Annotated in this window: 16 protein-coding genes; 7 read left to right on the forward strand and 9 right to left on the reverse strand. The window is 42.4% G+C overall.

Going from position 1 to position 18,872, the window contains the following annotated elements:
• Positions 1-167 precede the first annotated feature (167 nt).
• From B9Y69_RS16110 to B9Y69_RS16135, 6 genes are read left to right on the forward strand one after another with little or no spacing between them, the layout of a single operon-like run.
• Positions 168-911: a DeoR/GlpR family DNA-binding transcription regulator gene (locus B9Y69_RS16110; RefSeq protein ID WP_085474017.1), complete on the forward strand. Its 744-nt coding sequence runs from the start codon at positions 168-170 to the stop codon at positions 909-911.
• A 46-nt stretch (positions 912-957) separates the two neighbouring features.
• The gene (locus tag B9Y69_RS16115; RefSeq protein WP_085474018.1) at positions 958-2,298 is read left to right on the forward strand and encodes a flippase; all 1,341 of its coding nucleotides are present in this window, start codon (positions 958-960) and stop codon (positions 2,296-2,298) included.
• A 28-nt stretch (positions 2,299-2,326) separates the two neighbouring features.
• Positions 2,327-2,968, forward strand: coding sequence for a class I SAM-dependent methyltransferase (locus tag B9Y69_RS16120; RefSeq protein ID WP_085474019.1), 642 nt, complete (start codon positions 2,327-2,329; stop codon positions 2,966-2,968).
• Positions 2,969-3,877: a glycosyltransferase gene (locus tag B9Y69_RS16125; protein ID WP_085474020.1), complete on the forward strand. Its 909-nt coding sequence runs from the start codon at positions 2,969-2,971 to the stop codon at positions 3,875-3,877. It begins immediately after the preceding gene.
• 3 nt (positions 3,878-3,880) lie between these two features.
• On the forward strand, positions 3,881-4,633 hold the full coding sequence (locus B9Y69_RS16130) for a glycosyltransferase family 2 protein (protein ID WP_134430010.1): 753 nt from the start codon (positions 3,881-3,883) through the stop codon (positions 4,631-4,633).
• Between the two features lie 7 nt (positions 4,634-4,640).
• Positions 4,641-4,856, forward strand: a complete 216-nt coding sequence (locus tag B9Y69_RS16135) for a DUF3820 family protein (protein ID WP_085474200.1) — start codon at positions 4,641-4,643, stop codon at positions 4,854-4,856.
• A gap of 13 nt (positions 4,857-4,869) precedes the next feature.
• On the opposite strand, the gene B9Y69_RS16140 is transcribed toward B9Y69_RS16135, so the two are convergent.
• From B9Y69_RS16140 to B9Y69_RS16165, 6 genes are all read right to left on the reverse strand, one after another.
• The gene (locus tag B9Y69_RS16140) at positions 4,870-6,123 is read right to left on the reverse strand and encodes a YeiH family protein (RefSeq protein ID WP_085474021.1); all 1,254 of its coding nucleotides are present in this window, start codon (positions 6,121-6,123) and stop codon (positions 4,870-4,872) included.
• 129 nt (positions 6,124-6,252) lie between these two features.
• Entirely contained in the window at positions 6,253-8,838 is a 2,586-nt protein-coding gene (locus B9Y69_RS16145) for a TonB-dependent receptor (protein WP_085474022.1), read from the reverse strand.
• 335 nt (positions 8,839-9,173) lie between these two features.
• Positions 9,174-10,961, reverse strand: coding sequence for an acyl-CoA dehydrogenase family protein (locus B9Y69_RS16150; RefSeq protein ID WP_085474023.1), 1,788 nt, complete (start codon positions 10,959-10,961; stop codon positions 9,174-9,176).
• Positions 10,962-10,980: 19 nt separating this feature from the next.
• Positions 10,981-12,156, reverse strand: a complete 1,176-nt coding sequence (locus B9Y69_RS16155; protein ID WP_085474024.1) for an acetyl-CoA C-acyltransferase — start codon at positions 12,154-12,156, stop codon at positions 10,981-10,983.
• A gap of 94 nt (positions 12,157-12,250) precedes the next feature.
• Positions 12,251-14,683 (reverse strand): 3-hydroxyacyl-CoA dehydrogenase/enoyl-CoA hydratase family protein, encoded by a 2,433-nt coding sequence (locus B9Y69_RS16160; protein ID WP_085474201.1) that lies wholly within the window; start codon positions 14,681-14,683, stop codon positions 12,251-12,253.
• A gap of 103 nt (positions 14,684-14,786) precedes the next feature.
• On the reverse strand, positions 14,787-15,233 hold the full coding sequence (locus B9Y69_RS16165) for a MarR family winged helix-turn-helix transcriptional regulator (protein ID WP_085474025.1): 447 nt from the start codon (positions 15,231-15,233) through the stop codon (positions 14,787-14,789).
• A gap of 266 nt (positions 15,234-15,499) precedes the next feature.
• Between B9Y69_RS16165 and B9Y69_RS16175 the strand changes: the two genes are divergently transcribed.
• Positions 15,500-16,462 (forward strand): isopenicillin N synthase family dioxygenase, encoded by a 963-nt coding sequence (locus B9Y69_RS16175; protein ID WP_085474027.1) that lies wholly within the window; start codon positions 15,500-15,502, stop codon positions 16,460-16,462.
• Positions 16,463-16,523: 61 nt separating this feature from the next.
• Here the strand turns inward: B9Y69_RS16175 and B9Y69_RS16180 are convergent, their stop codons facing one another.
• Genes B9Y69_RS16180 through B9Y69_RS16190 form a run of 3 tightly spaced genes read right to left on the reverse strand, consistent with a single transcriptional unit; the run spans position 16,524 to position 18,862 of the window.
• The gene (locus B9Y69_RS16180; RefSeq protein ID WP_085474028.1) at positions 16,524-16,922 is read right to left on the reverse strand and encodes a hypothetical protein; all 399 of its coding nucleotides are present in this window, start codon (positions 16,920-16,922) and stop codon (positions 16,524-16,526) included.
• 51 nt (positions 16,923-16,973) lie between these two features.
• On the reverse strand, positions 16,974-17,738 hold the full coding sequence (locus tag B9Y69_RS16185) for a porin family protein (protein WP_085474029.1): 765 nt from the start codon (positions 17,736-17,738) through the stop codon (positions 16,974-16,976).
• Positions 17,735-18,862 carry a PCMD domain-containing protein gene (locus tag B9Y69_RS16190; RefSeq protein WP_085474030.1) on the reverse strand — a complete coding sequence of 376 codons (1,128 nt, stop codon included), beginning with the start codon at positions 18,860-18,862 and terminating at the stop codon, positions 17,735-17,737. The genes B9Y69_RS16185 and B9Y69_RS16190 overlap by 4 nt, the downstream gene beginning before the upstream one ends.
• Positions 18,863-18,872 lie beyond the last annotated feature (10 nt).

Raw genomic sequence — 18,872 nt, forward strand, 5'->3', positions numbered from 1 at the left:
TCGCAGAGCCAGTTAAGGAAGATAATCCTGCAGTAGAGGCAAAGCCTACGACGACGAGTGCCCCAACAGGGTTCAAGCCGCGTTTTAAGGCCGGTATTACCAAAAATAAACCATCAGATGCGGGTTCATCTGAAAACATATAAAATTATAACCTAATTAATGTAAACATGTTAAAGGAAGAAAGACAAGCCTATATTATTCACCAAATAAATCTACACAACAAAGTGTTATCTTCAGACTTAAGTGTTCAGCTTAACGTTTCTGAGGATACTATTCGTAGAGATTTGAATGAGCTTGCGGAGAACGGGCAGGTGCTTAAAGTATACGGAGGAGCACTATCAAAATCATTTCAATTTCCGTTTCAAGACGGAAATGTATATGCAAAGGAGTCTAAGAAAGAGATTGCTAAAAAGGCTATTTCATTAATCCAAAATGGAATGACGGTTTTGGTTGGTGGTGGGACAACCATGATCGAGTTAGCACGTTTGATTCCCAATGATGTACAGTGTACTTTTTTTACTATTAGCCCGCTTGTTGCCTTAGAATTAGCTGAAAAAGATAATATCGATGTTATATTAGTTGGGGGCAAATTGTCTAGAAATACCAATATTGTCACTGGTGCGCAGGTTATTAATGAGTTGTCTGAAATCCGCGTCGACCTATGTCTACTGGGAACAAATAGTTTGTCCGTAGACGAAGGAATTACCGACTCGGATTGGGAGGTGGTACAAATTAAGCGCGCGATGATCAAAGCTTCACAAAAGGTCGTTATTCTTAGTATCGCCGAGAAATTGAATTCTAACCAAAAAATGCGAGTTGCCCCGTTACGAGACGTCTCTTACTTAGTTACCGATCTAGATCCGGATAATCACAAATTGAAGGAGTTTGCGAAATCGTTGACGGTATTATAAGCTCGAGAATTATTGCTTTTAAGAATTCTGTAAGGATTACGTGTGTATGAGGATTCCGTCATTGCCTGGTTTTACGCCAGAAGCGTTCGACAAATATTTTAAAAATACGGGCTGGTTAATGCTAGCCCGTGTTGGTTCTTTGTTTATAAAAATGTTGGTAACAGCTTTGCTGTTACCCAACTATCTAGGGCCGGAGCTTACTGCAGCCTTAAACTATCCACTGATCATTCTTTTTACAGGTATTTGTACCCTCGGAACGGATGCGCTCGTTACCCGGCAGTTATTGCAACATCCGGAAAAGGAAAATGAGCTATTAGGTTCTGCGTTACGATTGCGGTTGGTCGGCGGACTGGTTGCTATCCCCTTGATTTATTTGACATATTACGGGATAAGTCACTTTGGGACAAATGCACCTGCTGCCTCTTTTAAGCAAATTGTAATGATGTCGCTTATCTGTTTAGTGCAGGCAACACAGATTATAGATAGTTATTTTCAATCGAAGACACAAGGCAAATACATTATGTATGTGCAAGTGACAGCAAATATCCTGTCTGCCTTGTTAAAACTAGGGCTGGTCCTCCTGAAAGCGCCTATCGCTGCATTCATTGTCATGTTGGTGATCGATGTTCTCCTGTTACAAGTAGGTTATATTCGGTATTACCGCAAGCAAGGTAAGTCTATTTTCAATTGGAAATACAACCCGGCTATAGCGCGACAATTGTTGCTGTTGGGGTGGCCTCTGGCTTTCTCTGCTATTTTCGTCAGTCTCTATATGAAAGTAGGACAGATCATGCTTGATATGATAAAGGGAAATAGTGTGTCTGGTATATATAGTGTTGTTTCACAACATACGGAAAGTTGGTTTTTCATTGCAACGGCAATTTGTACGGCGGTATTTCCTGCGATTATGAATTTTCGTAAGAACGAACCTACGCTCTACCAGAAGCGGATGACCAATTTGTATGATCTTATGGTGGTCGTCAGCGTGACTATTGCGCTCGCTATTACTTTTGTTGCACCATTTTTGTATGCAACGTTTCTAAAGCCAGAGTACTTGGCTGGAGCACAGGCGCTACAAGTGAATGCTTGGGCTGGTGTGTTTGCCTTTTTAGGAACGGCTAGTGGGCAGTATCTTATTGCCGAAGGCTTAACACGGATCAGTCTCTTGCGGACCCTCTTTGGCGCTATAACCATCATAATTTTGAACCTGTTGTTGATTCCTAAATACGGGATGGTTGGGGCAGCAGCAGCAAATGTTTTGGCACAAGCGGTATCAACGTTTTCGCTGCTTGTTTTTGCGAAAACCAGGGCGCAAGGATTTATCTTACTACGGTCTTTATTTTTTCTTAATATTTTATCGAAAATCGTTGATAGACATTCAAAATAAATCGCTAGTTTAGACCAAAACCATAATTATGAAACAAGAAGGTTCATACACGTCATTATTAAACACAAGGGTCTTACGAGGGCTGTTGTCACTCGGTGGAAAGGGATATTTTGTGCAGCGCGGCTGGCTTCAGTCGTATAAGCATAAACAAGCTTTATCGCCTACAGGCGAACCTATTCCTTGGCTGACGTACTCTTTTTTGGACTTTATTGAAGGGCGGTTGAACAAAGAGCTGTCACTATTTGAGTATGGTGCTGGAAATTCTACTTTTTTTTTCGCTAAACAAGTTAAAACCGTTCGGTCGATTGAAAATAATGAAGAATGGTACGCTAAGATAAAAGGTAACCTACCAACAAATGTTGATATTTCTTTCGTCCCGCTTGGAGATAAAGCGTATCAAGAGGCTATTCTTCATGAAAATAGTGATTTTGACATTGTATTAGTGGACGGTAGAGAGCGTGTTGCATGTCTAAAGAATGCAATGCAAAAGCTGAGCAATAAGGGGGTTATTATCTTAGATGATGCGGAACGGGAGAAGTACAAAGAAGCTTTCGAATATATGAAAGCAAAAGGATTCAGACATATACCTTTTTCTGGCATAGCTATTGGTGCTATCCATGATAAATCCACGGTTGTTTTTTACCGGGATCAAAACTGTTTAGGAATATAGATGCGCGAATTAGCTCCCATTGTTTTATTTGTTTATAATAGACCGAAGCACACACGGCAGACATTGGTGGCTTTGGAAAAAAATCTACTGGCTTCAGAATCCGTTCTTTATATAGTATCGGATGGCCCTAAAAATGCAGATGCGATTGAACTTGTTAATCAAGTACGTGCTATTATCCGTGAACCATGGGAGTTCAAACATATTCATATCATAGAGCGCACAAAAAATATTGGACTTGCAGAGAATGTGATTGATGGGGTAACGAAAGTGGTGAATGAGCATGGACGTATTATCGTGTTAGAAGACGACCTTGTCACTTCGCCCTATGCGTTGACTTTCTTTAATGATGCCTTGGATTGTTATGTGGAGGAAGAACGGGTGATGCAGATTAGTGGTTATATGTACCCGGTACAACACCCAAAGCGATTACCAAAATCCTTTTTCTTTCGTGTGGCCAATAGTTGGGGCTGGGCGACCTGGAAACGAAGCTGGGATAAATTTAACCCGGATATTGATGTCCTAACAAAAGATTTTAAGCGGAAGGATATCCGCCGCTTTAGTATTGATGGTAAAGAGAACTTCTGGAAGCAAGTAAAGGATTTTAAAGCAGGAAAGATTAATTCGTGGGCTATTCGTTGGTATCTTTCCGTTTTTAATCAAAATGGGCTGGTTTTGTATCCGCGAAGCTCCATGACCCAAAATATTGGTACCGATGGATCCGGAACGCATTCCGATGTAGATAATGTATACCGTGTTGAACTGGCTACTACTAAGATAAAGTATTTCCCAACAGAAATTGAAGAGCACAAAAAGGCGTATGAATCGATAAAATATTTTTATGCGCATCGAAAAGGTAATTTGCTTGAACGTGCTGTTCGTTTTTTAATGAAAAAATTCTCTAAAAAATAAAACGTGCTGACACCCAAGATTTCGATTATTACTATTGTGTATAATAATGTCAGAGACATTGAATACACCATTCGTTCTGTAATGAAGCAGACCTATCCTAATATAGAATATATTGTGGTAGATGGTCTTTCTACGGACGGCACATTGGAGGTTATTGAGCAGTATCGGGAAGAGATTTCAGTACTAGTCTCCGAAAAAGATAAGGGGATTTATGATGCGATGAACAAGGGACTGGCCTTAGCGACAGGAGATTACGTCTTGTTTTTAAACTCCGGCGATGAATTGTATGAAGATATGACCTTAGAGAAAGTGTTTTCGAGTGCGGAGAATGCTGATATCTACTATGGGGAAACCAAATTGGTGGATGAGGATCGTAATATATTGGGAGATAGGCGTCATAAGGCGCCAAAGAAATTTGATTGGAAATCGTTTAAATATGGCATGAATGTCTGTCATCAGGCCATTTATATAAAACGGAGTATTGCCGAGCCTTACGATATGCAGTATCGCTTGAGTGCCGATATAGATTGGATTATCCGTGCAGCACAAAAGGCAGATAAGATTGTTAATGTCAATCAGTATGTAGCGAAGTATCTTGTCGGAGGCATGTCCCAGCAACGGCACCGGGAGAGCCTTAAAGAACGGTATGATATTTTTAAGAAATACTACGGTACAGTGCCGAATATAATAAACCATGGGGTTATTGCGGCACGGTTACTTTTACACCGATTAAAAAATGGCAAAACAAGAGACTAACAACGGCATGCTCAACCCGGATATTTTGGTAGAATTGGCCAACACAAAAATGCCTTTTGGCAAGTATCAAGGTTGGTTGTTATGTAATTTGCCTGAGCCATACCTGGTTTGGTTCCACCAAAAGGGATTCCCTGCCGGAAAGCTAGGTGTACAGCTTGCAACCCTCTACGAAATAAAACTCAATGGCTTAGAATATTTGCTTAAGCCATTGATAAAAAAGTAGCGAACAAAAAGTATTATCCAAACAATACTAACGCCACCAATAATGTCACAATCACATTAAATGTTTGTGCAATAAGAAAGGCGTACAAGGGCTTTTTGTTGTTGTGTACAAATAAGTCCTTGAAATTTGTTTCTAGCCCAATGGATGTAAAAGCAAGGGTAAACCAAAGACCTTGAACACTTTTAAGCCCATCTTTTACGGTGTCAATCTTTTCGGGAGATATTACGAATGAAAATAGAAGAGAGGCAAATATAAAGCCGAGGACAAATTTTGGAAAGCGATCCCAGATAACTTTAAGGGTCGGCTTCTCTGCATTTTCGGCACTCTTAGATTTGGAATATGTCCAATAGATACTGATCGCAAATGCTGCAATTCCTAATAATACGTTTTGGGAGAATTTAACAATAGTACTGATTTTTAAAGCTTCATCGCCAACAAGGGAGCCTGAAGCGACAACGGCCCCTGTGGTGTCGATACTACCGCCGAGCCAGGCGCCGGTCACCTCTTGGGATAGACCCATCCAGTTGGCCATGTATGGCATAAAAATCATCATCGGAATAGCGGTGATTAATACCAAAGAGATGACATAAGACAGCTTTTTCGAATCACCTTTTATTGCGCCAGAGGTCGCTATGGCTGCCGAGACACCGCAGATTGAAACTGCGCTTGAGAGCATCATTGACATCTCTTCATCGATCTTAAGCTTTTTACAAAGCCAAAACGCAAAATACCATACCGAGATAACAACCACCAAGGCTTGAATAAGGCCCAATGAACCCGCCTTTAGAATGTCCCCAAAAATAACGGTGGTTCCGAGGAGAACTAAGCCTATTTTTACATAGAGCTCTGTGGACAAAGCTTCTTTAAACCAGTTTGGTAGTTTGAAAAAATTACTGATAGCAAGGCCGATGGCTAAACTGAAAATAACGGCCTCTAGGTTATATTCTTTGACAACATTGTTTCCTGCGATAACCAAAGCAATAAGCGTGACGACAAAAACGATCGGAAAAACAGTTAACAGGTGCTTAACGGGTTTGCCTAATAGAAAGGCACCCAAAATGGCAATACCATAAACCAATAAAAACTGCCCACCTATTTTAAGTAAATTGTCTGCGCCAAGGATTTTTGTGCTTAGTACTTCGATTGTTTCCCATGAAAACGAAGGTTTAGGAATGTTAACACCTAATAAAGCCAAAAATATAATGGCTAATCCTAGAATTACAACAACCCAATCTTCCGTGAAGGTAATTTTCTTTGATGTGGACATAATAATGTTTAAGTTGATCAGCTTCCTGATAAAATTGTCGTGAAAGTACACAATTTATAGGAATTACCACCCTTTCGACATTGTTATATCTCAGCATCAAAGAATTGTTACCATCATTTCATAGAAGGATTATTTCCAGCTATATCGTAATGTCACGCCATAGGTACGAGGGTCGCCGACAATGCCAGCGTATTGCCCGTAGCTTCCTGGTGCAGCAAGTAGTTGTTCGTAGTAATCTTTGTTGGTTAAATTGCGGCTCCATACCAAGACCGAGACACCATTGTTTGCACGGAAGCCTACACGTGCGTTAATCAAGCTATATGCGTCGATATTAAGATATTCGGAAGGGGAGGGGCTCGATGAAAATTTGGAGCGGAAGAAAAGATCGGCCGCTAAGAAGAAGTTCCCGGACAGACCAAGTAGGTTTCCTTCTGTGTTTACTTCTCCGCCGAAGGAACCGGACCACTTTGATATACCAGGAAGTGCGCCTCCAGAGATATCTTTGAAGGCCTCTGGTCCTCCGACTTCTTCGAGTGGAACCGGTGCATTGGTAAACTTCACATACTTTCCGTCGGTATAAGCTAAGGCGGTATTAAAGCGGAGGTGCTGCCCAATTCTGACACTTCCATCAAGCTCGATACCTTTTACGCGTACTTTCTCGGCATTCGCTAGGTAGCCCCTGTTTACCCCTGGGTCTGGGGTTTGTACTTGCGTTTGGTAGTCTTTGATGTCCGTTTGGTAGAAGGTAATGTTTAGGATCGAGTTCTTAGTCGGATTAGATTTTAAACCAAATTCTTTATGGTTTACGGCTTCCGGTTTTACGCGTGCTAAATCCAACAGGACTTCGCCATTAGCTGTCGGTAAACCACCAACATTGATGCCGACCGGTTTATAGCTAATTGCATAAGTGGCATAACCATTGAGCTGACTGTTGACTTTATATTGTATCGAAAGCTGTCCGGAGATATTATCCGCGGAGGCATCTGTATTAAAAGACTGATTGCTATAGATACTGTTTTTAAGTGCGAGTAACGCGGGGTCCGTTGTCTCGAGTCCACCGTAGCGCTGACGATCATAATCGGCTTTTTTCTTGTCGTAGTTATACCGTAATCCTGGAAGTAGATGTAATTTCGGTGTGATCGCCCAGTCTATTTGTGTGTAGGCTGCTAAGCTCGTACTGCGAATGCCATAGGTTGTTTTTATACCAAAATTATCGAAAAGGCCCGGCGTTTTCCATAAGGCACTGGTGGATGATTGTGCGAAGCGCCATAAAGCAGAGCCTCCTTCCTCGGTATGCACGGGATCGGTGTTAAGGTCTTGCCATAGACCAAACAAACCAACTACGCCGCTGACAGACTCGCTGATCTTTCCGGAGTATCGAAACTCTTGCGACCATTGGTTATGTTTAGAATTGCCGGCAGATATGGTGAAAACAGGAAGACCAATATAGTCACGGTCGTTTAACGGAACCCAGTCCCAATAGCGCCAGGCCGACGTTGAAGTTAAGGTGCCGTTACCTATTTTTACATCGGCGGTAAGCGAAACGCCTCCGAGTTCATTGTCGGCTTTGGATTGTGTATCGAGATCGATTTTGCGTTCGAATGCACTTTGATAAGGTAGGGTATAGCCTAAATCGTCAATTATCGCATTAAATTGCCTATATGCCGCTCGTTTTGTGGTGACAACGCCGGCAACCCCCCAACCGTAACCATCTGGGCGTTGGGTTGTTTTGTCGGCCGCTAGAACGATCTTCACATCATCAGTTGGGGTGTAAAGAAGTTGTCCTCGCAGACCAAGATTATTGGTGTTGTTGATGTTTCGGTTAGTGTGTACATTGAAGAGCGTTCCATCTCGCTGTGTGCCTGAAAATGAGATACGTGCCGCAAGTTTGCTGGACAAAGGACCAGTGATGGATGTTTTGGCTTGTACATAGCCGTAGTTCCCGTAACTGGCTTCAAACGTTGCTTCTGGCTTAAACTGTGGTAAACGTGATGTTATATTGAAAGCACCTGAAGTTGTGTTCTTACCAAATAGTGTGCCTTGGGGACCACGAAGCACCTCTATTTGTTCAATATCTATAAAATCTAATGCGGTGGCGGCAGGACGCGCTAGATAAACGCCATCAAGATAGAAACCAACACCGGGATCAATACCGTCGTTGGTTAAGCCATAAGTGGAACCCAAACCGCGAATATTAAGTGTCGTGTTGCGGGCGTTGGATGCATAGAGTTGAACGGTAGGAATGAGCTCTTTTAATCGGTTTACATTAAATGCCCCTGCTTCTTCGAGTGTTGTACCGCGGATTAAAGAGATGGGAATGGGGACTTCTTGTATTTGTTCTTTCCGACGACGGGAGGTTACGGTTACTTGTTCTAGAGAGGCTAAACTGGGGGTTAATTCAATCTGGGTTGGCGAGGTCTCTATCACTAGACGACGCGTTTGGTAACCCACTCTGCTTACGATTAAGGTGAAAGGGAGTTTTTGTCCGGTCACAAATTGGAAAAAGCCTTGCCTATCTGTTTTGACTTGGTGCGTTACGGCATCCAGCTGTACGGTGACACCTTCTAGTGGTTCTTTGGTCTCGGCATCAATAATAGTTCCTGTTAAGGACGCATTAATAATGGGTTTTGTTTCGACCTGTGCGCGAGCGGTTTCTATATAGCCTATCGAGAGGCCGGCAAATAGCAAGGCTACTTGAAAAAGTTCTTTTTTCATAAATATGTATATATGTTGTTTGGATATTGTGGTTAGGTAGAGGGTGTCTTTAGCAACACATTCGCATTCGGGAAGTCGAGTAGGTAGAAGAGGTACTAAGCCGTCGTTGTCGAAGTCGGTTTGTTGTTTGGGTGTAGTAAGATGGTTCCATGTTGTATGAATAATTATGTCCGTATTCAAATTGTCGTTGTCAATGCCTCTTGATAACGAGTGTTTTGCGAAAATATAAATAATATTTATATAATCTATCTTTTTAGTAGACTATTTTTTCAAGAACACAAAAAAGGCTCTCAAAACTAAATTTTGAGAGCCTCATTAAACAAAACTATGTAACCTTAAAAATTGTATTTATTATCGTCGATCATCTTTTTAGCAATACGTTGTCTCGCGTCTTTAACATTAAACGGTTCTGCTTTTGTAAAGCGACGTAAACCAACTAACATCATTTTCAACTCATCGCCTTCACCGAACGAATACAATGCTTCTTTAGCCGCAACATATACTTTATCTATCGTGCTATACAGATATACTCGAGCCATATCTACCGGGTAGCTTGCTGCATCTGCACCTTGGGTGTGATGAATTTTTTCGGCACGCAGTAATACTGATTCAGCAACGTAGATATAACCTATCACATCTGCAATATTCATTAATATTTCCTCTTCTTTAGATAGAGACATCATAAGTTTCTGTACGGCTGCACCTGCCACAAGAAGTCCCGCTTTTTTTAGGTTGGCCAATATTTTCTTTTCTGCGGCAAAAGGAGTCTCATCTTCTTCCGCAAAGTCAGGAATAGACATCAGCTCATTGGCTACCGCTGTTGCTGGACCCATGAGGTCAAGCTCGCCTTTCATGGCGCGTTTTAAAAGCATGTCTACAACAAGAAGACGGTTGACTTCGTTGGTGCCCTCAAAGATCCGGTTGATTCGTGAATCGCGATAAGCTCTTTCCATTGGAGCTTCTGCTGAATAGCCCATACCACCGTAAATCTGTACGCCTTCATCGACCACATAATCCAACATTTCGGATCCCCATACCTTGATGATGGCACATTCGATCGCAAATTGTTCCACGGATTTAAGCTTTGCATCCGCCTCGCTCATACCGCCAGCGACCAACGATTCAAAGGCATCGTCTATATTTTGTCCAGCCCGATAAGCGGCCGATTCATTGGCATAAAGGCGAGTCGCCATTTCTGCCAGCTTATAACGAATAGCACCAAATTTAGAAATCGGTAGGTTAAACTGAACCCGTTCGTTCGCGTATTTTACAGCTTGTGAAGCCACCATACGAGCCGATCCTATCGTTGCGGCACCCAGTTTAATACGGCCGATATTTAAGATGTTTACAGCGATTTTAAAACCATTCTCACGCGTGGATAGCATATTTTCAACCGGAACCGCACAGTCATTAAAAAAGATCTGGCGGGTAGAAGAACCTTTGATGCCCAGCTTATGCTCCTCTGGATTCATTGTGATTCCTCCAAAGTCTTTCTCTACAATAAATGCAGTTAGGTTTTTATCGTCGTCAATTTTAGCAAATACAATAAAGATATCGGCAAACCCACCATTAGTAATCCACATCTTTTGACCGTTGATCAAGTAATGTGTGCCTTCTGGATTTAGCTTCGCTGCGGTACGTCCCGAGTTTGCATCCGACCCCGCATTTGGCTCCGTTAAACAATAAGCAGCCTTCCACTCGCCGGTAGCGAGCTTGGGGATATATTTGGTTTTTTGCTCGGCATTACCGTAGTACAAAATGGGTAAAGTTCCAATTCCTGTATGTGCTGATAGGGCGACGGCAAAAGAGAAGCCTCCCCCAACAGCTTCTGCAACAAGCATGGAAGTGTTGAAGTTTTTGCCAAAACCACCGTATTCTTCTGGAATAGATACGCCTAGCATACCCAATTCGCCCGCTTTATCCATCAGACTTTGCATCAAACCTTCCTCTTGTGCGTCTATACGATCGAGGTTGTCCAAGACTTCCGCTTCGAGAAAGTCCAGGCAGGTTTGGCGTATCATCTTTGCCTCTTCATCAAACTCTTCAGGAATAAAGATGTCTGTATATGCTGTTTCGCGAATTACAAATTCTCCGCCTTTGATTGTTTTTTTATTTGCTTCCATGTTATTTTCAGTTTATAAATTAATCTAACATTTCGAATATTCCCGCAGCTCCCTGTCCGGTTCCTACGCACATTGTTACCATTCCGTATTTCTCTTTTCGTCGCTGAAGATCATTCAACAATTGAACCGTTAGCTTGGCTCCAGTACAACCGAGTGGGTGTCCCAAGGCTATAGCGCCACCGTTAATATTTACTTTGGATTCATCCAGGCCGAGTTCTCGAATGACGGCAAGAGATTGGGAAGCAAATGCTTCGTTGAGTTCGATCAAGCTGAGATCTTCCTTTTTTAGATTAGCTTGCTTTAGCGCTTTTGGAATAGCATAGATTGGACCTATGCCCATAATCCTTGGAGGGACACCTGCTGCGGCATAACTGACTAGCCGGGCAATAGGTTTAACGCCAAGTTCTTTAAGTTTGGTCTCTGAAACGACTAATACAAAAGCCGCGCCATCCGATGTTTGTGAAGAATTTCCGGCTGTTACACAGCCATCAGCAGCGAACACAGGGCGTAATTTGGCTAAAGCATCAGTAGTTGTGTCCGCGCGCGGACCCTCATCACGGTCTACCGTATACGTCCGTTGTGCGATTTTTCCATCTTTGACGTAGTTCTCGGTAACGGTAATCGGCACGATACCCGCATTTAAATAGCCATTCTTCTGTGCCTCGATTGCTTTTTGGTGTGAGCGTAAGGCAAAGGCGTCCTGATCGGCACGTGAAACATTGTACTCTTTTGCTACAGCTTCAGCGGTAAGGCCCATTCCCCAGTACCAATCTGGATTTTCTTTTGCCACCACGGGGTTTGGTACAATTTTCCATCCCCCGAAAGGCATGCCTGACATAACCTCCACCCCTCCGGCAATAATACAATCGGCCATACCGGCTTTTATTTTAGCAACAGCTGTTGCAATAGTTTCTAGTCCAGATGCACAGTAACGGTTTACAGTTACTCCTGGGACTTTATCTGTATTTAAACCCATCAGAGAAATCAAACGACCTACGTTAAGTCCTTGTTCAGCCTCTGGCATGGCATTTCCGACAATCACGTCGTCTATTTCTTCAACATTAAGATTAGGGACACTCGCCACGAGCTGCTTTATGACGTCAGCGGCTAAATCGTCTGCACGCATAAATCGGAAAGCTCCACGTGGGGCTTTGCCTACTGCTGTGCGATATCCTGCTATGATGTATGCTTCCATGTTTTGTTATTTTTTTAGTTTTAGACACAAAATTTAGCTACACTGAGCCCTTCGGGATTTGTGTCTCTACAATCTACTCCCTGCCATCTACTCTCTAATTGCGCAATGGTTTTCCCTTCGTGAGCATAAATTGAATTCGCTCTACGGTTTTGCGCTCAGCGCAAAGCTCTAAGAAGGCTTTCCGTTCCATATCAAGTAAGTATTGTTCTGATACTTCTGTTGGTGCAGATAAGTTGCCGCCACACATCACCCATCCTAATTTTTCGGAAATCTTTTTATCGTGGTCAGAGATGTAGTTTCCTGCACGCATAGACGATGCCCCCACATAAACAATACCTAGACCTTGATTACCCAATACTTTAATGTTGTTACGTGGTGCTGGCTGTACATAACCCGCATTCGCAAGTTCAAGTGCTTTTGCCTTAGCATCCGCAAGCAGGCGTTTCCGATTCATTGTAATCGCATATTTACCGGCTTCCAGGTAACCTAGCTCAGCCGCTTCAACAGCTGAAGTTGACACCTTCGCTTGACCTACCGTAAGGAACCGCTCGCGTAAAGTGTTCTGCGTAATCTGGTCCGCTCTAAACTCATCGGAAGCGCGTAATGCAAACTCCTTTGTCCCTCCTCCGCCAGGGATTACACCAACACCGAACTCTACAAGGCCCATATAAGTTTCTGCATGAAGCTGTACAAAATCAGCATGCATGGAGAACTCACAGCCACCACCTAATGTCATCTGGAATGGGGCAACGACAACAGGGATAGAAGAGTAACGGATACGCATGGAAGTATTTTGGAACATACGAACCGACATGTTTAATTCATCATAATCCTGCTCTACTGCCATCATAAAGATCATCCCGATGTTTGCACCGGCGGAGAAGTTCTTGCCTTCATTGGTGATTACCAGCCCCCGGTATTCCTTTTCTGCGATGTCAATCGCTTTATTTATGCCTTGAATAACATCACCGCCAATTGTGTTCATCTTCGTATGAAATTCACAATTGATGATGCCGTCGCCCAAGTCAGTAATCGTGACCCCGGTATTTTTCCATATCGTTTTGCTCTCCCGGATATGATCTAATACAATCAGATCTTCTGTGCCTGGGATTGGGAGGTATGATTTTGTTTTGATATCGTAGTAGTTGCGCACGCCGTCGATCACTTTATAAAAGGATTCGACCCCTGCGTCCAGCATCTCTTGTACCCAAGTTGCTACCGTACCTGTTTGTCCGGGAAGGCGCTTTTCTTCGGTTTTTATTTTTTCTATTGTTTCACGTACGCCTAGTGCATCCCACACTTCGAAGGGGCCTATTTCCCAACCAAAACCAGCGCGCATTGCGTCGTCAATTCGATAAAAATCATCGGTTATCTCTGGTACGCGGTGCGACACATATTCAAACAAAGGATAATGCATGGCGCGAAAAAACTGCCCTGCTGTGTCCGTTCCTTTTTCATAAACCTTCATCCGCTTGCGGATATCTTCGACAGGTTTCGTTGCTTCAAGGGTGGCGGATTTGACTTTTGTTTGCTCTTTATATTCAAGCGTCTTTAGGTCTAAGGAAAGAATGGCCGAATTGCCTTGTTCATCCTTGACTTTTTTGTAGAACCCTTGTTTTGATTTCTCTCCAAGCCATTTGTTTTCTACCATTTTTGTCAGATAGGCCGGGAGTTGAAATGCCCCTTTTGCTTCATCATTCGGTGCATTTTGTGTCAGACCGTTAGCGACGTTTACCAGCGTGTCTAGCCCGACAACATCAGCTGTTCGGAATGTTGCCGACTTAGGGTGTCCCATTGCTGGTCCCGTATATTTGTCGACTTCTTCAACCGTTAGGCCCATCTGCTCTACGAGGTGGGCAACCGCTAACATAGAGTATACACCGACACGGTTTCCGATAAATGCAGGCGTGTCTTTACATAGTACGACTGTTTTTCCCAACATTTTGTCACCAAAATGAACCAAAAAGTCAACAACCTCTGGTTTGGTGGCTGGCGTTGGGATTATTTCGAGAAGCTCTAAGTAACGGGGCGGATTGAAAAAGTGTGTGCCGCAGAAATGCGCTTTAAAATCATCCGAACGACCTTCTGTCATCAAGTGAATAGGGATACCCGAGGTGTTGGATGTAATTAAGGTCCCCGGTTTACGGTATTGTTCAACCTGTTCGAAAACAGATTTTTTAATGTCTAAGCGTTCGACAACCACTTCGATAACCCAATCATATTGAGCAATATCTTTCATGTTATCGTCAAAATTCCCGGTTTTTACGCGTGAAATATAGCTTTTGCTATAAATAGGGGAAGGGTTTGTTTTTAAAGCTGTTTCAAGCGAGCTGTTTACAATGCGGTTGCGTACAGCAGGGTGTTCTAAGGTTAAGCCCTTGGCTTCCTCTGCTGGCAATAGCTCACGCGGAACGATATCTAAAAGTAGCACCTCCACACCGATGTTGGCAAAGTGACAAGCGATCCGAGAGCCCATTACACCCGAGCCAAGGACAGCAACTTTTCTAATATTTCTGTTTGTATGCATACTATTTATCATTTAATCATGCTGGAGACGCGCTGTTTTGGTTTATAACAATATTTCTTTGTTCGAACAGATTGCCTGCCAAGCGATTTATTAATTTATATTATCAAATAGCTTCTTCTACTTTTGGAGCGTATGTTGCTGCTAGCTCGTTGATCCGTTGTAAAGATTTGATGAGCTGAGCTTTTTCTTTTTCTGTTAAATGAGACTCCAGATGCTCATTGAACTCCCGAACCACATCTTTAGCAATTTTTCGCTTTTCTTTTCCTAATGCTGTAAGGTATACTTTTACCGAACGTTTGTCGGAAGCATTTACCTCGCGATAAATAAAACCTAGTGATTCTAAATTACTTAACACTCTAGATAGGGAAGTTGTTTTGACACCCGTAGAATTAGCGATTTGTGAAACAGAGGTCCCGTCTTTGTGAATGTTTATCAAAATGTAACCTGCCGCCTGGGTGAACCCGTATTGACTGGCAATGACATTATACTTATTGGCGACGTTCTGCCAGCTCGTCTTTAAAAAGTAGTCTATAGTATTATCTTGGCTCATAATCTGATTTTAATTTGCTATGCAAGCATAACAAATCTACGAGATTGTATTTTAGAAAACAAGGCTTTTGAATAAAAAAGATAAAATATGGGCGAAAACAGAACGGCTGTAGAAAGAAGGGAGTATTTTATCGCTTTTTTTTGAATGTTGAAAACTTTAATTGCTGTATTACTGTTGTTTATATTGGTTTTTTGTGGCATTACAAACATCATTTAGGTTTATGCCATTATTATTCTGTTACCTTTGTATACAAATTTACAAAAACTATGGCATTAGTAAACATTCCGAGATTGGACCTTCTACAATATACAGAAGGTACCGCCGAGCAACGTCACCAATTTGCACAAGATATTGGAAAAGCATTTAACGAGACGGGGTTTGTAACGATCGCTAACCATGGCTTAAGCCAAGATTTAATCGATGAGCTGTATGCCGTAGTAAAGGCTTTTTTTGATCAAGAAGAGGAAACTAAACGAAAGTATGAGTTTCCTGAGCTTGCCGGACAACGCGGCTATACGGCCAAGGGTAGAGAGAAGGCGAAAGATGCTAATACGCCCGATCTGAAGGAGTTTTGGCAGCGCGGTCAAACGATTGTTGGCGAGACGTATAGTAAAGCCGATTTTCCAGATAATCCATTGGTAGAAGAATTACCTCGATTTAATGCAGTAACAGCGGAGGTGTATAAAAAATTGGAGGATGCAGGACGAAACCTGCTTAAAGCTATTGCTACTTATTTGGCATTGGAAGAGGATTATTTTGAACAATATGTAATTAATGGCAACTCGATTTTACGGGCTATTCATTATTTTCCAATAGAAAATCCTGATGCAATTTCACCGGATGCGGTACGCGCTGGGGCCCATGAAGATATTAACTTAATCACGTTACTGATTGGGGCTAGTGCAGATGGTTTAGAAGTGATGACGAAAGAGGGAGATTGGTTTCCAATCAAGGCAAAAGGCGAAGATATTGTCGTTAATGTGGGTGATATGTTGCAGCGATTGACTAATAATAAGTTGAAGTCTACAACGCACCGTGTGGTAAATCCGCCACGTGAATTGATGAAGACCTCTCGTTATTCTGTGCCGTTTTTCTTGCACCCGAAAGCAGCAATGAGCCTGGCGAGTTTGCCTTCTACAGTATCAGAAACGTATCCGAAATTGTATGAAGATTATACTGCTGGACAGTATCTCGATGAACGTTTACGTGAAATTGGTCTTAAGATGTAATTACATCGTAAGCTTCTACTTAAAAGCCGGGGTGTGTTATCGCATTTCGGCTTTTTAGATTCTATTTTATCGGTATTGTTCTTATTTTGATAATACTATTCTTCTGCATGAGGGAATCTCTTCTTCTTTCTGCAAGATCAAGCAATTCTGTTCCTGGCATTTTAACACTACCTTTTCCAGAAAGTGTTTTTATTTGCGTATTAAACTCATAGAGCGTATTAGGTTTTGCAACGGGAATTTCGATCATCGTTTGTTGAGGTGTCGTTTTATTGCTTGGACTTGCGAAAACTTTATAACGCGCTTTTTCTTCTATTTTATCGCCGCTAGTAACGGAGACTTTCTCCAATGATTTTTTATCGGAATTCGTCTTTTGCGGGGTGTCGCAAGGACTATTTTCTTGTGCTATAACGCCAGCAAGAGCACAGAATGTCCCAAGTGCCGTCAATAAAAAATTTTTCATAATATCTGAGTTTATGGCAGTTAGACTGCCATAAACTTAAATGGTTTAATATTAAAATTTCACGCCAACACCAACGTTAAGAAAGATGTTATGTAGACCGAAGCTGATACTTTCAAAACCTGTCTTCATAATGTTGTTAAAGCCGTAGTCTAATTGTCCTAAAGCAAAAATACGCTTGGAAATTCCGTAACGTGTACCCGCGCTAAAACCTACATCAATAGGGCGCACACTGTTCTTAAAGTCATAGTCTGCGTTATCAATATCTACTTGGTCTCCAACAGGCGTGCCTTCGCGCATATAGCCATTATAAGCAGATCCAAAGAATTTACGTTTTACCGCAAAGGAGATGTATGGGCCAAGCTCCATCCGCCAACGATGTGATAGCTGATATGTGGCCTGGATTGGGATGCTGATATATAAATTCTGCACATTCGTGGTTATATCACCCGTATAGTATCCCGTGATATTAGCCGTCGGATCTTCATTGGCATTGAACGTTGTTTTATAGCCTTTTACTGTGGCATCGGTGTTCATGCCTTTTCCTTCAAAAACGACTCCTAATGATACGCCCCATTTCGGAGTAATCGGATATTGAGCACCCGCCCCGATGAAGTATGGATTTGCGGGCGAATAGCTTCGGATTTTTCGAATCTCAACCGGCATCGATAGGGGAGCAGCACCACCAACCTTGGAGCCGGCGATTACTTTGAATTCAATTTTAGATAAAATACTGTCTATTGAAGTTGCATGGCCCAAGTTGTAGCATAAAAGAGCTAGAAGGACGATGACGTATGGTTTTATGTTGTTCTTTCTCATTGTTGGGTAATAATCTTTATATCGTCAACGGTCAGTTTGCTGCCTACAGCTCCCAAAAATTGATCGCCATATTTGGAAGAGGACATCACAATGGCAAGGTTGTAATCCATGTTAAATACGAGCCGCTCATTGAAGGCTGCTTTATATTGGAAAGGTACTCGGAAGTGCACAAAGCCTGTTCCTTCTGTCTTGCTTCCATTTTCTAAACGGGCAATAGCTACAATGCTTTTATGTGTTAGAATATCGCCACCATTTAGGTAGGTTCTGCCTTTTTCTGTCGCGGCAAGCTCTTCCCGGTTGTACAGGACGGCATATATGTCGCAAGAGTCTGCCATGTTAACCTCTTTCATGTTTTTGTCCGTAACCTTTGGCCCAGGGCTGTATTTATAGTAGCCTTCTAAGGCGAGCGGAATTCTATTGTATGGTAAGCCAAAACGGGTAGCGTTCAGTGGGTCCAATAATGCAGAATTGGTGTTGAATGAACCGATAAACAGATTTCCTGCAGCAATAGGTTTTCCAAACATAGCACCCAGAGCTCCCGTTAACTTCGTCTCTAGTAACGCGGCCGAAGTGCCACTTCTTTTATCTGTTGTTGTGAATGTTGTAGGGTATTGTTCCGGATTGTTAAGCCCTGTTTGACTGATAGCAAATCCACCATTTCCTGATGCCCAGTTGTCGAATGTTTTACCGTTCACAACATCTACAAAAATAGTGTAGTGTTTGGCGGCATCAATGATGTAATTGTCAAATGCAAATTCATTGGGTATCGTGCTCTCCGAAAGCTCAATGACTTGCACCGTGTATTGTTTGTTAAACTGACCATCTTGAGAGGTTACTGTATAGGTGATGGGCGCAGAGAAATCTTGCTCGCTACCTGCTGCAGGGCTGACTTTAGCTCCTTCTGTCGTTTTAAAATCAAATTTGAATTTAGTTACATCATAGATGTTCGGAGAAACATAAAGTACAATGGTGTTGTTTCCAATGATGGGTGTCATGGGGGTTGTGGAAGGATCGATAACCACCTGGGTGATGTCTGCCTCCATATTCTGTGCTTCATCCTTGATACAGCTGCTGAGAAACAGTACCGTTAGTAGGATTAAAAAAAAGGGTCGTAGTTTTAGCATACGTATTTGT

The organism is Sphingobacterium psychroaquaticum, assembly GCF_900177625.1.
Classification (GTDB): Bacteria; Bacteroidota; Bacteroidia; order Sphingobacteriales; family Sphingobacteriaceae; genus Sphingobacterium; species Sphingobacterium psychroaquaticum.